Source organism: Aneurinibacillus tyrosinisolvens (assembly GCF_001015055.1).
GTDB lineage: Bacteria > Bacillota > Bacilli > Aneurinibacillales > Aneurinibacillaceae > Aneurinibacillus_A > Aneurinibacillus_A tyrosinisolvens.
The window spans coordinates 1-14,415 of record NZ_BBWZ01000069.1; the positions used below are offsets into that span (position 1 = coordinate 1).

Here is a 14,415-nt window from a genome sequence, read left to right on the forward strand (position 1 = left end):
GGATAGTTTAATAAGAAAGGCATCATGGAATAAATATGGAATATATAAGGTAAGTGTGATTAGCGGAGGTGCCTAAAATTAATAATTATTTAGATTTTGAAAAACCATTGGTAGAGCTTAGAGCTAAACTGTCTGAACTACAAAAGTTTATGGATGAAAGTAATCTTGATTTATCTGATGAAATGTCAAGATTTAAGCAAAGAATCGAGAAGTTAGAAAGCGAAATTTATAATAATTTGACACCTTGGCAAAGAGTTCAAATTGCTCGACATCCAATGAGACCAACTACTCTTGACTATATTCCGTTATTGTTTGAAAACTTTATTGAATTACATGGCGACCACTACTATGGTGACGACAAAGCAATTGTTGGTGGAATTGCTAAGTTTGAGGGAATCCCTGTTACCATCATTGGTCAACTAAGGGGAAGAGATACAAAGGAAAATTTATTAAGAAATTTTGGAATGCCAAACCCTGAAGGGTACAGAAAAGCCCTAAGATTAATGAAACAAGCGGAAAAGTTTAATCGACCTATTATCACACTTATAGATACAAAAGGTGCCTTCCCAGGTAAAGAAGCAGAAGAAAGAGGACAATCCAGAGCACTTGCTGAAAACATCTTTGAGATGTCAAGCTTAAAAGTTCCCATCATTTGCATCATTATTGGTGAAGGAGCAAGCGGAGGGGCTTTAGCAATAGGGGTAGGAAATCACATTCATATGTTAGAGAATACTTGGTTTTCAGTGATTGCTCCAGAATCAGCAGCAGCATTGCTCTGGAAAGACAGTTCAAAAGGTCAGCTCGCAGCAAATTTGATGAAGATAACGGCACCTGACTTAAAGGAATTAGGAATAATAGATGAAATAGTTCCAGAGGTAAAAGGCGGGGCACATAATAATCATGAAGAGCAAGCTATGATTTTAAAGAGTATTATTAAGAATTCTCTAATTGAGCTCTCAACGTATTCGGCTGAAAGAATAATTGAACATAGATACAACAAATATAGAGTAATCGGGAAGTACAAGTTTAATAATATTCTTTCATAGATATTAATCAAATTTAATGTTGGCTTTTTTTCGAAGTAACAATTAGTTATTAAGAAAAGTAGAAGAATCTTTGTTCAGCTAACGGGAATCAATAGTTAAGGAGCCGCATCTAATGGCTTCTTTTTCTTTATTCAGCTATCGGGCAGGATAATTGAGCGCTAAACAGGTTTTATTATTAGTAAAACCGAATTGAACAGATGCTTCTAGTCTTCCAACAAACGCCCCAGTTTGTTGGATAAAGAGGAAAATTTATTAGCAATCGAGAAGAAATCTTTAGAATACATGTGTGTTAATTTTAGGTACTAGGAGGTATGGGATATGAAGATCCATCGAATAGATCATGTGAGTGTAAACGTAAATGATCTTTCAGCAGCTAAAGCATTTTTTTCTCGATTTGGGACTTGAAGTGGAAGGGGAATGGGAAATGGAAGGAGAGTGGTTGGGTCAGGTAGTTGGGCTTACTGACGTTAAAACAGCATGTGTAGGATTGCGAACGCCAGACGGTCAGGCATGGATAGAGCTAGTCAAATTTTATACGCCGTCAGATGAACAAGATTTTCAGAAACCCTTTGCAAATAAGCTGGGTATCCGACATATTGCATTTGCTGTTGAAGATATTGAAGCCATTGTTGCCAAATTGAAAAAGAAGGGCACGGAAATCTTTAGTGAGATACAGCAATATGAAGAAAGTTATAAGTTATGTTATGTTCGTGGTCCAGAAGGAATTATTTTGGAATTGGCTGAGAAAATCAAATAACTATTGAAGGTTAAAGCTAACGGGTGTCTATAGCACAATAAACTATAAAACCGGTTCTTCCTTCCTTAGCGTAGGAAAAACCGGATTTTTTTCTAGAATATGTCTTAGCGTATGTTTTGTCAAAGCTCTTTGCGTAAAGTTTGTTGCTTTTTTACTTACATTTAGATTGCATGGTATAATTATTCCAAAAGCTACACATTACATGACTATTCTTCCACAATCGCACAGATTCTTTTTTTGTAATTCGGATACTATAATGTCATTACACAAATCTTAAAATATAAAAGAGGTGTATCAGTATGAATGACAAAAAAGATGTCTTAGATAATGGTCCTTTTTTTCATGGTACTAAAGCAGAACTAAAAATTGGAGATTTATTAGAACCACAACACTTATCAAATTACCAAGATAAAAAATCTAACTATATATATTTTACTGCAACATTAGATGCTGCTAAATGGGGTGCTGAATTAGCAACATCTAAATCAAAAGAAAGAATTTATATTGTAGAACCATTAGGTGAATTTGAAAATGACCCAAACGTAACTGACAAAAAATTTCCTGGGAACCCAACACGTTCCTATAGATCTAAATCACCATTGAAAATAATAGCTGAATTAAGTTCATGGGAAAGACATTCCGATGAACAAATAAATCATATGATTGCATCTATAAATAAGTTACGTGAAGAAGGGAAATTTGTAATATACGATTAATCCATAAATATACAATTCGCAACATTTTTAGCGAAGGTAAGGTTAATGATGATGGAAAAGTCCGCGCTTCACAAGAAAAGATTATAATTCAAGCTGGATTATAAAAGTCAAGATATTCAAGAATAAAGCCTTTTTACACAAGGTTTTTTCTATGCACTTCGCAACTGTTTGATAGTCGTAAAATCCGCCTTTTTACAAGCGCTAAGGAGCATTGATTTTGGCTTATCCCTGGTATCCAATTTCTTGATAACTTCAAGGAATCGGAACCAGTAAAGGTAGTTGTCGAGATATTTGGTGGCAACACCTTGAAATCGCTTCATCCATTTCTTCAAACGCATATGGTAGTTGTTTACATGCTGAATATGGTAAATCCCTTTCTTAACATAAACACCTTTACGGATATTTACAGCTTCATGTTCTAAGCCCTTACTTTTGGCGAAAGTTTTATAGTTGGTGGCAGAATCGGAGCATAGCAAAGCAGAGGGGTCAATATACGAACCCATCACTTCGTCAATCGCTTTTGCGGTCACACGACCTCTCCCTGCCATCTTAGAAAGGATAACACCATTACGGTCTTGTGCAACAACTACACAAATTTGCTCGTTGCTAATCCCTCTTTTGGTAGCTTTTCCGCCTCTTTTACGAGCCTTGCGGTGGGTAATGTTCTTCTTCCCTTTATAGGACTCTAAGAAGAAGGTTTCATCACTCTCTACAATACCTTTCAGCGAGTCGAATCCAATGGTTCGGAGAGCATTAAGGATTTTGTGTCTCCAATAAAAAGCTGTTGAAATATGGATTTTAAGTTTTTTGGAGATTTTGGGCAGAGTGTATCCTTTGACCATCATTTGAAAGTAATCCAACCACTTTTGAGGATAACGAGTACCACTAATAGGGCTTGCGGTCATGTCGTTAGATGACTTCCCACAATCCTTGCATAAATAACGTTGACGAGTTCGGTATTTTCCATTTCGCTTGATAGTCTTGCTACCACAATGAACGCAAGCGATACCTGTATAGAATCTTGTTTCACGGATTTCACCGACCATATTCCCTAAACCTGTATTAGCTTCGGGGAATAAAGTATCCTTAATGGCTTCAAACAGATTGATTTGTTCTTCTTTGGATAAGTCGGTAAAATCTCGATACACCACGCTCCAATCCATCGTCAACGCCTCCCGCACAGATTTTGCTCTTATATACATCATTACCTCATAAGCAACAATCTATACGAAAACAGCTATTGATAAAGAAAATTGCTGAAAGGAAAAGCGCAACACCAGCTCAAATAGCACTGGCATGGGTGCTTGCCCAGAAGCCATGGATTGTTCCGATTCCCGGTACGCGCAAATTGGAACGTCTGGAAGAAAATCTTGGCGGAGTTGACGTTGAGCTGACTCATGAGGAACTTAGTCATTTGAATGACGCACTCTCGAAGATAGAGGTATCAGGAGATCGCTATCCGGCAGAATACGCAAATAGAGTGGGCAAATAACACGTAATAATACTTCAAAAAAAGCAAAATCCTCATCACGAAACAACGGATGAGGATTTTTTCTATCGTGTGTAAGTGTAAACTTCAAGTTTTGCGACACAATTTTATGCCATTCTATAGTAGCATCTTTATGCAAAGAATATACAGTTTTGGAGGTGTCCGAAGAAAATTGCTTATTGTGGTAACGGGAATCGTTAGTTAAATACGGCTGTTTCGACAGTCGTTTTTTTGTTACGCTAACGAGCAGGCTAGCGAAATTGAGCAGCATAAAATCTAACAATGGACCCCACTTAGATAGCATTAAAAATGATAAAATAACATGATAGGTTAATTGGTGGAGTGATTGTAAAATGATTTATGCAATATTCCTATTTTTTATAGCTGGGTTAGCTGAAATTGGTGGAGGTTATCTTGTTTGGCTGTGGTTAAGAGAATCTAAGCCATTATGGTACGGAGTAGTTGGAGGCATCATTCTTATCCTATACGGTATCATCCCTACGTTTCAGAGTTTTCCAACCTTCGGAAGAGTATATGCCGCTTATGGTGGTGTTTTTGTCACACTTGCTGTCTTGTGGGGATGGTGGGTAGATAAGAAAGCACCAGATATGTATGATTGGATTGGAGCATCCATATGCCTTGTAGGTGTTTCTGTCATGCTCTGGGCACCAAGGAATTAGAATAAATCTTTAACGAAATAGTTAGAGGTTCTTATTTCAATAATGGGAACCGATAGTGAAGTACGGCTGTTACGGCAGTCGTTTTTTATTTGCACAACTAACGGGCAGAATAGTTAAAGAAGCAGGATGGAAAAATATGAATGGCATTTACAACTTGTTAGGAGGTATACAGTATGGAAAGTCAGATAAAAGTGGAATTTGAAATAAATGCTGTTGGAGAAGAGACGATAAATGGATACGATAGTTCATTTAAAAAGTATGAAATTGCAAGAACAAAAAATCTTTCAAAATCACTAACATTAGGTGAACTTGAAGATATAATTAACGAACTTTTTCAAGAAATTCAGTCAGCGTATGAAAAACCAGAACATTTAACTGCAAATATAGTAATTCGTGCGAAAAAACAAGAAAATAAAATTATTTATCTTGGATAATAAAAGGGACTTTATGCAACTAAACATTCCTGTAGAGGCTAAGAAGCAGCCTTTGCCAAAAAAGGAGCGCCTCGGTATGATGGGGGTGTGCACAGGGTCAAAGCCCTAAAAACCCATCAAGGAGGCGCTCTTACTATGAAGTTTAAACAATCTCAGGGTCAAAATCAACGGATAGAAAGAATTACCCCTTCCCATCTTGTTATAGGAATTGATATGGCGAAAGAAAAACATGTCGCGCAAGCGACAAACTTTCGGGGGATTGTTCTTACCCCTCGACATCTTACCTTTACCAATGAACAAGAAGGATTTGAGAAATTAGAACGGTGGTTTGGCGGACTTCAGAAAAAGCACCACTTGAATCAGCTCATTATCGGCATGGAGCCGACCGGACATTACTGGTTTAACCTGGCAAACTGGCTTCTTGATAAGGGAATCAACGTTGTATTGGTCAATCCTGCCACAACCAAACGAAACAAGGAGAATCGTGATCATTCTCCTTCCAAGAGTGATCCCAAAGATGCGTTGGTCATCGCTGATGTCGTCAGTCGGGGTTATTACTCGGATTACAAACGTCAAGCAGAGGAATTCCAAAGGCTGCGTACCATCATGAGTGATCGGGAGTTTTGGATAAAGAATAGTGTCCGGCTGCAGAATCGTCTCATCCGATGGTTGGACATTCGTTTTCCGGAGTATACCTCGGTATTTAAAGACTGGACATGCCCGCGTTCCATGGCTACATTAAAAGAGTTTCCTACCCCACTAGACCTGCGGTCTTTAACGGTAGAAGAGGTCCTTCAGCGTTGGAAAAGCATAGGCAGCGACCGGGTGGTATGACGGGTATCCCAACGAGCTTCCCATCTCATCTCTGAGGCCAAACAAAGTATTGGAGATACGACAGCTCTCCATGAAGCGAAGCAGGACTTACAACGACTCATACAGGAGTATGAACGTATCGTCGGAATACTCGATGTGATCGAACAGGATATCCAAAGTCTGCTAGGTGAAATTCCTCTGGCCCAGCAACTCCGAACCATTAAGGGTCTCGGCCCTATTTTTACGGCTGCCATTCTAGCGGGCGCAGGTGATCTTAAACAATATGCCCATGGCCGCCAATTACTGCGTAGAGCGGGATTAAACCTGGCCGAAAGTATGTCTGGAAAGCGAAAAGGGCAGATTGTGCTTTCCAAGCGTGGAGACGCTACATTGCGCAAATACATGTATCTAGCTACGACCCAATTGGTAGCCAACAATCCGGCTTTCAAACAGTGGCATGAGCATAACGTAGAAGTCAAACACATGAAAAAGCAGCGTTCCATTTTTAAATTGGTTGGCAAACTAGCACGAATCTTAATTGGGATCGTTCAACACGGAGAAGCCTTTTCTCCTGACAAGGCAGCCCCTCCATACGATCAGGCCGCATAGCTTTGGATGATATAGAAAAGAGAAGGAGGAAAGCGCTTCGCGTTCCCCTAGTTTGCCTGACCTGCGGTCAGGTTCACTACGGGGCTACGTCCTCCTCCACTTGTATTTACAGAATAAATTAACGTCATAAGTTAACCAATTTCACGCAGATTGGCTCGTTCGCAGGATTTTGACAAAGAAAGCACGGAGGACCGAGTTCGATTCCCAGAAGGGCACAGACCTGTTAGCTAAACCGTCATCGGTCTCCACACCTTGGACAAGTGTAACGAAGGAATGTAAGGGCAATGGACCCGTTGAGCCGTGGGAGGGTGAACTTCCAAGGAAACGTGGTGGAGGAAACGTGCAGTAAAAGATTTCCAAGGAGACTCGTTATCGTTTCTTCTATTTAAATACGCCCAAATTCACCACCCCTGGTTCAATCTAACTTATTTTCCACCAACTCCTCTGCATTCAAGGTGATGAAATCCTGCGAATGAGCGAGCATACGTGAGAAATCCCCTTAATACCGAGGGAATACCGAGGGACGGGAATCGTTAGTTCAATAAGAGGCTGCTTCGGTAGTCTTTTTTTATTTGCTCAACTAATGGGCAGAAGGGCGGAACAGCATCAACAAATTGTGTCTTATATTTCACTTGAATGGGAAACGCTTTCAATTATAGAATCGCCACAAGAAAGTCATTATCATGTATTTCTTAATATAAAGGGGATATAAACTGGTGGAATCGTTCATTAAAAAAATAAACACCATGAGTGATATAGGGGTATTAATATCACTAAAAGAGGAAATTAAATCTGAAGTAATTAAACCTATGGATTGGACAGAACGTATGAGGTTGTATGCCCAAGTAGATTTAATTAATAAACACATACAAAAATTACAGGATGGAGAATAGTCCATCCTTATTTATTTACCGCACTAACGGGCAGCATTCCTGTAATAAAGAAATTTGAGGTTTGATCGAAAAAGAGCCCCTTTGGTAAGATACGAGGTGTCCGGTGCTGCAGCGCTAGGACCCTTAACTGATAACCAAGGAGGACTCTCTATGAATTATAACCAAAATCAAAAGATTGCTCAAATCACTTCGGAAACGCTCATTATCGGTGTTGATATTGCTAAATTCAAACACGTCGCGCGTGCACAAGATTTTAGAGGGATGGAGTTTGGAGCCCCTCTTTCCTTTGAAAATACAAAATATGGCTTTGATTCCTTTATCGATTGGATAGGGCAGATAAGTAGGAAACAGGGGATGGCTAAGGTCATTGTAGGAATGGAGCCTACCGGTCATTATTGGCTAAACCTCGCTCATTTCTTGAGAGAGCAGGGTATCAAATTCGTTGTTGTTAATCCGATGCACGTCAAGAAAAGTAAAGAGTTAGATGATAATTCACCAACCAAGAACGATGTGAAGGACGCCAGAGTCATTGCACAGTTAGTCAAAGATGGAAGATACGCTGAACCCAACATTCCGCAAGGAGTGTATGCCGAACTTCGTGTGGCAAGAAAAATACGTGATCTTTTATCGGTTGACCTTCAAGCTGTGCAGGGACAAATCCATAACTGGTTAGACCGATATTTCCCAGAGTTTCTGACCGTGTTTAAAGACTGGGAAGGCAAAGCGGCACTCCAATTATTAAAGCTCAATCAACTACCGAATGAGTTAGTAAAACTCTCTGATGAAGAATACAGCCTTTAAAGCCCTGCATGCGTACTATACGAAGCGACCGAACCATCCTTTGAAAAAGATGCAGTCTCTCATCGCTTTGTGTAATAAATTGATTCGTGTCTTGTTTACTGTCGGTAAAAAGCAGTGTGAGTTTAGTGAAGAAAGAATGTTAAGGGATATCCCTCATATGGTACTCGTAAAGAGTGCAGCTTAATCGTTTGTTTTCTAGGGGTTAATCAGGCGTATGGAAGTTTGAAAGATGTAGTAGACATTTGAAGCACGGATGAGTCAGGTATTCAACTATACTACGGGCAAAGACCCTGTCGGGCAGCATTACTGACATCCACCTCATGGAAAGGTTGGACGAAGGAATTTGGGAGCGAAGACTCTGTGAGACATGGGAGGGTTGACCTCCATGAGAGATGTGGGGATCCATGAGTGCAACCATAATTTGATTAAATATCCACTTTTTTGGATATAAGTGGCTAATTAATTATGGCTTTTTTTGCCCCTAAGCTCCAAAAATATCCTAAACTTCCTCCTCATTCCAATGAGAAATCATCTACTAAACTTAAATGACCTTGAAAATCTGAGAAAACAAGAGAAAATACGAGATATGCGTTTTATCATAGAGGGAGCTTAGTAGAGTAAAGTCTGCATAACCAGGGTCGTATTAACAGAACATGGGAAACATACGCTAAAGCATGTAGAAAAACGGAGCAATCCCACAAGAAGAAGAAATCGCATTTTAAATAAAACAGATGATTTTGTGGTATTTCCCAAACATGACAAACCCCAAGTACGGCTTTTATCCAATTTACAAAATACGGGTATTCATCCAACACTCGTCTCTACCTATCTACATAGTATGAATGGAGTTCAATCACTTATATAGGGGAGGTCATACTATGGGATGCTTTGGTGGAGAAAGAGGATTTTCGTTCATTCTGGTTCTGTTTATTCTCTTAGTTGTTATTTCGTGTGCATGTGATCGTTAATCGGACTACCCTTGAAAAATGAGGATAAGGAAAGCCCACCTCAACCTACGGTGGGTTTTTTTACTTTACAGTTTGCGTCTTATTGGACATAAACTGTAAATTTACTAATATGTGTAAGAATGGGGGGAGTGCCTTGACACATGTTTCGACCCTTCTGCATAACTTGTTAGTACAAGCAGGATAAAGAATACCAGAATGAAACCAAAAAACCCATGCTCCCACTTCGAAAACTTCTTTTGAAAAGAGGTTTTCGTGGTGTTCGTTGGTTCGTTACTTTTTCGGCTTTTATCCAATTTACAAAATACGGGTATTCATCCAACACTTGTCCCTCCCTATCTACATAGTATGAATGGAGTTCAATCACTTATATATTGGGAGGTCATACAATGGGATTCTTTGGTGGAGAAAGAGAATTTTCGTTTATTCTGGTTCTGTTTATCCTCTTAGTTGTTATTTCGTGTGCAGTATAATCGGACTAGCCTTGAAAAATGAGGATAAGGAAAGCCAGCCTGAATCCAGGCTGGCTTTTTGCATACATAAGTGAAATTATCGGACACAATAAAGCAGCTGTTCTGGGTCAATACATGATAACTGCTTTAGTTTACATTTTACATATAGTCAGACGTTTGTTTTTATATCAGGCTTGACGTAAGGCAGTAACCCAACACTCGTCCGCTTCTATGCACATATATATATAGCATTATCTCTTAACGTAAAAGGAGGTAAGAACATGGGCTTTTGTCGTGAGGAATTTGAATTTTCCTTCATTCTGGTTCTCTTTATTCTTCTCGTGATTATCATTTGTATATGTAACTAATAAGGAGGAACCAAGAACCCTTTTAAGCTCACAAAAGGGTTCTTTTTTCTATTCGCTTCCTATAACTAAACTTCTCTACATAAAACAGGCGTTTTCTCTAACACTCGTCTATCACCTTTTACATAAAATGAAAAAGAATAGAATGATACCCATTTCATCCACCACTAAAGAGCCTCATCGATTTTCCCCTCAACCCACTTTTGAGCACACAAAAGTGGGTTTTAGTCGGGTAAGTCGGGGGCATCGCTGCCCCTTTCTCCCCTCAGAACCGTACGTGAGCCTTTCAACTCATACGGCTCAAGCCTTCTTTTTCCCCCTTATAGAAAACGAAGCTTTCTATAAGGCACGGTCGTTGTTTGACCGTATCCTCGTCACTTACAAAGTAAGCGAAGTGTGCGCGGACTAACCGAAATGATTAGCATACATCGCAGCACGTTCCTTACGTCAAAAGATAGCCATCAATTTACGCTCCATGTTGAAGATGTGCCTTCAGTCTGCACCCTTTCGGGTTCTGTCATGGCAAAAGCCTTTCGACCGACAGTATCCGTCCCGTTATACCTTTTCGGATTTCCTGTTGCCTTTCGGCATAACGGCATTCGCTTTCTCCGACATCCTTTACCCGCTAGCACATTGATAGATGTTGCCATCGCTCTACTGCTCACGCAGATACCATCGGGCTTACCAAGTTTCCCTTCCCACAGATACGATGGGGACAGGTGGGTTCTTTACTCCGGGTAAGATGTGGGTCGCGTCAGATCGGCCTTATAACTCCGCTTTTCCTCTTACCAATACCTGAGCGAAGCTGTGAACCATCTCAGGCTAACCTTTACGAAGCTTACAAACCTTCACTTTCGTTCACCGCAAGCTGTACCAAGAGGTGCAGCCTTACCCATCTTCTCCTAGCAGTGTTCTGGATGGTACACTCATCCTCTGTTTCCGCATTTTCCTCATGCAACCAACCCCTCCGACGCTGTTTTGGGCAGAGATAGCCTTTGCGACTAGGCTAGCAGCATACCAGCAAATGAGACTAGCGCTGCACTGTATATATGAAAGCGACTTACTTGTCGCACCAGTTTGACAATTATCGGACGTTATATTTATACCTGATTCTTACATTATGCCTATAAACCATTATATTAATCTACCACTTGTTCTTACTCCACATAATATGGAATTAGATCTCACATCAAAAGGAGGTGAAAGAATGGGACTATTTGGTAGTAAGCGGCGTAAATCAGCCAAAGAACAACGTGAATCACGTAAATCAGCCAAAGAACGACGTAAATCACGTAAATCAGCCAAAGAACAACGTAAATCGAGCGAATAACGTGAAAGTACCTTCCTTTCTTTATTCTCTTGGTTATTATCGCTTGTGCGTGCGGAGAAAGGTGTTAATCGATAAGATCTTCTGTTTTCGCAAGGGAAAGAAACTCAAATCACAAAAGGGGCTAGCCAGTAAAGCCGACCTTTGGGTCATCCATTATGTACATTCGTCTTGTTTATTGTAAAACCAAAAAAGCCATGGATGTAGAACCATCCATGGCAAATAAGAAACAGCAGCACCCATTAATGAAGAAAAAGAAGGGGAAGAAAAAGCGACGGAAGAAAAAACGTCGTCTGCGTCTAAAAAATTCTTGCACCGTAAGAACATCCTCTGCTTTAACGTTTATGTTCTCCTCCACGAGTTTAACGGAAGGATCATTGACAGTATAATGGTCCGGCAGTAATACAGTAACGCCTCTTCTATTTACACTTTCAATTTTTCCATAGAAGGAACCGGACTTTGTATTGATGACGGTCCATTTCCCTGTGTTTTCTGCCAACGTTCAACGAAGATCAGGCATTCTTTGATTCCTACTTTCTTGCTGACTTCGCTATAGGATATGAGAAAAGATAACATCTTGTCCTAGTTGAGCGCCCTAATAATGGTCCATATTTGGTACCACATCCCTTTAGTCAAATGGACGAAAACAATCGGTAATATCCTCGAAAAAAAGACGCTATTGGGGGGATTCTTTGTTTCAAATGGGCGATAAGATTGTTTATCCAATGCATGGCGCAGGTGTAATCGAAACCATAGAGGAAAGGGAAATTCTCGGAAAGAAACAGCAGTATTATGTGATAAAAATGCCAGTTACCAACATGCAGATCATGGTTCCTGTGGAGAAAGCATCAAATGTAGCATACGCCCAGTTGTCGATAGGTTTACATTGGAAAAGGGATTGCTTACTTTTCATCATGAGGAATCAGATCATTCGCTCTCATGGAGCCAAAGGTATGGCCTGAACATGGATAAAATAAGAACAGGTGATGTACAGAAAGGTGCGGAAGTAGTCCGTGATTTAATACGCCTAAAAAAATGCTTAATATGAGCGAAATCACAATGCTGGACAATGCAAGAAAGATCTTGATTAGTGAACTGATGGTAGTCATAGGAATCACTAAAGAGCAGGCGGCTGATTTGTTAAATCACGAGATGAATAGGCAGAGATAATAAACGAAAAGCTTTTTAGAGTTTGATAGGAGAGAGTTTATGATATTCAAAAGACTGAAATAGCTTAGGCTATTTTTTTTCATAAGCAAAGCAGGTTGAAAGAAATGCAGCTTTTTCGACGTACGTTTGCTGCACCACCCTCTTTTAATACGTCAGCAAACTAAACGGCGCTTCCTTTTTGAAACAAATGGAAATAGAAAGATGTTTGCACTTGTAAACCATCTGCCTGCTTATAGGAGTAGGAATATCCAAACTTCTAAATAAAGGCTGTAACCAAACACTTGTCCTTACCTGTACACATAGCATGGAAGTAAAGTTTACGGGAAAAGGGGTTGAGAAAATGGGGTTCTTTGGTAGTGGATTCGAAATTAACCGGGTAAGGTCGGGGGCAAGGAGGCATAGAGCTGAAGAGTAGGAGAAGAAAGATAAACCAAGAACCAAAGAGAAGGAAGCAAACAGATTACTGGAAAGTACATGGAACCCTTGGACGTTTACAAACTGGGTACATGCCTTATCCCCGTTATGTCTTTTTCAACATACAATAGGGAAGGAATGTGTGAGTACAAAAAAGGAGGTGTTTTGTCATCAAGAAGAAGAACAGTCCAAACCAGAGAATGGAACGAGGGGCCATCAGCCAGCGAATATCAGCCAGAAAAACGACATTAAATAAAAAAAGAAAAACACACCATTGGGACCCATGAGGTTAGAGGAAACCTTGAAAATAGGCTGCGAAAAATAGAAGAATACGCGATGGAGACCAAGGATCATAGGGAAAACCTTGAGAATACGCTTCGTAAAATAGAAAAGCACGTGATGGAGACCAAGGAACATAGGAAAAACCTTGAAAATATCCTGGTAGAACTGGGAGAAGTGAAACAGCATCTAGCCCAAAGAAAAAGCGAACAGCCCAGGCGTCAGCGTGCTTCCCGTTTTGCCAGGAAACGGCGCGGGAAGGGCGAAGCGGACATTCAAACTACACCGGCAGAAGAACTGAAAAATGGAACGGGAACGGGGAGAAAAGGGGCCTTCCTTCAGGGGTTTCTTGGCAATGTAGATTTTGCCCAGATTACCAATCTTTTGCAAAACCCGATGCTGCAATCGATGCTGAAATCGATGCTGAGCAAAACCGGATAAAAACCAAAAAGCAACGCTCCGTTAAAAAGGAAAGTGCCTGTTTAGGTACGGGGACCGTTCATTCGGGCCGAACCTAAATCCCAAAAGGAATATGATAGTGAATCGCTCGGGTCTGCCAACTCTGCTGCATTGGCCTAACAACGGCATGCCCGAAGGGGCACGAACCTGTGACTCTCCTCTTCGCACTCGGATGATGTAAAAGACCCTTTTGTCCAGACAAAAGCGGTCTAGAAGTGTTCCGATGGATAACCTAAGCTTCTCATGGTTTCTGCTATGCATTGATGGCCCTTATTGTTGGGATGGATGCCATCGATAAATAACAGTGTATTTTCATGATGTAAAAAGGCAGCATATACAGGGGCAATCTTTGTATGGGAGTCGGCTGCTTTATGGAGAATTTGATTGAATTTTTTCACCCATTGTCGAGCGAGAGCCAGTTCGGGCAGTGGGTTATAGAGCTCGATGTAGCGGATCATATAGGGGGTACGCGAAGATTTTTTTATGTCTTTCATGCTTTGATGGATGGAAAGAAAATGATGGCGAAAAGCATGAATGGCCAAGTCTCCTGCTTTTTTATGGTTCCTTTTATCATAAACACGGGCTGCCTGAAGTAAATCATTGCCACCAATGGAGCAGGTAATCATATCGGCTGTCTGTATGGCTTTAATCAATCCTGTGTCCTGTTTAATCCCGTGTAACAATTCCTGACTTGTCCAGCCTGGCTTTCCTACATTGGAAAAAAGGACACGCGTCTTCCCATCTTC

The 14,415-nt window shown here is 40.4% G+C and carries 14 protein-coding genes and 3 pseudogenes; 15 read left to right on the forward strand and 2 right to left on the reverse strand.

The features are described from left to right. Positions 1-77 precede the first annotated feature (77 nt). The 3 genes and pseudogenes from accA (at position 78) to arr (ending at position 2,519) form a co-directional block, all read left to right on the forward strand. The gene (gene accA / locus MBEAL2_RS26920) at positions 78-1,046 is read left to right on the forward strand and encodes an acetyl-CoA carboxylase carboxyl transferase subunit alpha (RefSeq protein ID WP_047155309.1); all 969 of its coding nucleotides are present in this window, start codon (positions 78-80) and stop codon (positions 1,044-1,046) included. A gap of 318 nt (positions 1,047-1,364) precedes the next feature. Beyond that, positions 1,365-1,803: pseudogene (locus MBEAL2_RS26925) on the forward strand (VOC family protein). A gap of 299 nt (positions 1,804-2,102) precedes the next feature. Further along, on the forward strand, positions 2,103-2,519 hold the full coding sequence (gene arr, locus MBEAL2_RS26930; protein WP_047155300.1) for an NAD(+)--rifampin ADP-ribosyltransferase: 417 nt from the start codon (positions 2,103-2,105) through the stop codon (positions 2,517-2,519). Positions 2,520-2,668: 149 nt separating this feature from the next. Here arr and MBEAL2_RS26935 read toward each other — a convergent pair whose 3' ends face one another. Beyond that, on the reverse strand, positions 2,669-3,682 hold the full coding sequence (locus MBEAL2_RS26935) for an IS1595 family transposase (RefSeq protein ID WP_047155301.1): 1,014 nt from the start codon (positions 3,680-3,682) through the stop codon (positions 2,669-2,671). 77 nt (positions 3,683-3,759) lie between these two features. On the opposite strand from MBEAL2_RS26935, the gene MBEAL2_RS26940 reads away from it, so the two are divergent. From MBEAL2_RS26940 to MBEAL2_RS26980, 12 genes and pseudogenes are all read left to right on the forward strand, one after another. Further along, positions 3,760-4,011: an aldo/keto reductase gene (locus MBEAL2_RS26940; protein ID WP_047155302.1), complete on the forward strand. Its 252-nt coding sequence runs from the start codon at positions 3,760-3,762 to the stop codon at positions 4,009-4,011. Positions 4,012-4,361: 350 nt separating this feature from the next. Beyond that, a complete protein-coding gene (locus tag MBEAL2_RS26945; RefSeq protein ID WP_047155303.1) occupies positions 4,362-4,688 on the forward strand; it encodes a YnfA family protein in 327 nt (108 codons plus the stop codon). A 173-nt stretch (positions 4,689-4,861) separates the two neighbouring features. Continuing rightward, on the forward strand, positions 4,862-5,122 hold the full coding sequence (locus tag MBEAL2_RS26950) for a hypothetical protein (protein WP_047155304.1): 261 nt from the start codon (positions 4,862-4,864) through the stop codon (positions 5,120-5,122). A 135-nt stretch (positions 5,123-5,257) separates the two neighbouring features. Further along, positions 5,258-5,956 (forward strand): IS110 family transposase, encoded by a 699-nt coding sequence (locus tag MBEAL2_RS34220; RefSeq protein WP_369405541.1) that lies wholly within the window; start codon positions 5,258-5,260, stop codon positions 5,954-5,956. Positions 5,957-6,091: 135 nt separating this feature from the next. Beyond that, positions 6,092-6,544 carry a transposase gene (locus MBEAL2_RS34225; protein WP_369405542.1) on the forward strand — a complete coding sequence of 151 codons (453 nt, stop codon included), beginning with the start codon at positions 6,092-6,094 and terminating at the stop codon, positions 6,542-6,544. Positions 6,545-7,260: 716 nt separating this feature from the next. Beyond that, a complete protein-coding gene (locus MBEAL2_RS32120) occupies positions 7,261-7,437 on the forward strand; it encodes a hypothetical protein (RefSeq protein WP_161798311.1) in 177 nt (58 codons plus the stop codon). 150 nt (positions 7,438-7,587) lie between these two features. Further along, positions 7,588-8,422 (forward strand): annotated as a pseudogene (locus tag MBEAL2_RS26960) (IS110 family transposase). 694 nt (positions 8,423-9,116) lie between these two features. Then, complete coding sequence (locus MBEAL2_RS30780; RefSeq protein WP_236693035.1) at positions 9,117-9,206, forward strand: YjcZ family sporulation protein; 90 nt, start codon at positions 9,117-9,119, stop codon at positions 9,204-9,206. A 386-nt stretch (positions 9,207-9,592) separates the two neighbouring features. After that, on the forward strand, positions 9,593-9,676 hold the full coding sequence (gene yjcZ, locus MBEAL2_RS30785) for a sporulation protein YjcZ (RefSeq protein ID WP_082130222.1): 84 nt from the start codon (positions 9,593-9,595) through the stop codon (positions 9,674-9,676). A gap of 1,551 nt (positions 9,677-11,227) precedes the next feature. Further along, positions 11,228-11,350 carry a hypothetical protein gene (locus tag MBEAL2_RS33785; protein ID WP_269082521.1) on the forward strand — a complete coding sequence of 41 codons (123 nt, stop codon included), beginning with the start codon at positions 11,228-11,230 and terminating at the stop codon, positions 11,348-11,350. 698 nt (positions 11,351-12,048) lie between these two features. After that, positions 12,049-12,517: pseudogene (locus tag MBEAL2_RS26975) on the forward strand (CarD family transcriptional regulator). A gap of 750 nt (positions 12,518-13,267) precedes the next feature. Next, positions 13,268-13,651, forward strand: a complete 384-nt coding sequence (locus MBEAL2_RS26980) for a hypothetical protein (RefSeq protein ID WP_047155307.1) — start codon at positions 13,268-13,270, stop codon at positions 13,649-13,651. Between the two features lie 227 nt (positions 13,652-13,878). Here MBEAL2_RS26980 and MBEAL2_RS26985 read toward each other — a convergent pair. Beyond that, a partial coding sequence (locus MBEAL2_RS26985; RefSeq protein WP_047155308.1) for a GDSL-type esterase/lipase family protein occupies positions 13,879-14,415 on the reverse strand: 537 nt, incomplete at its 5' end.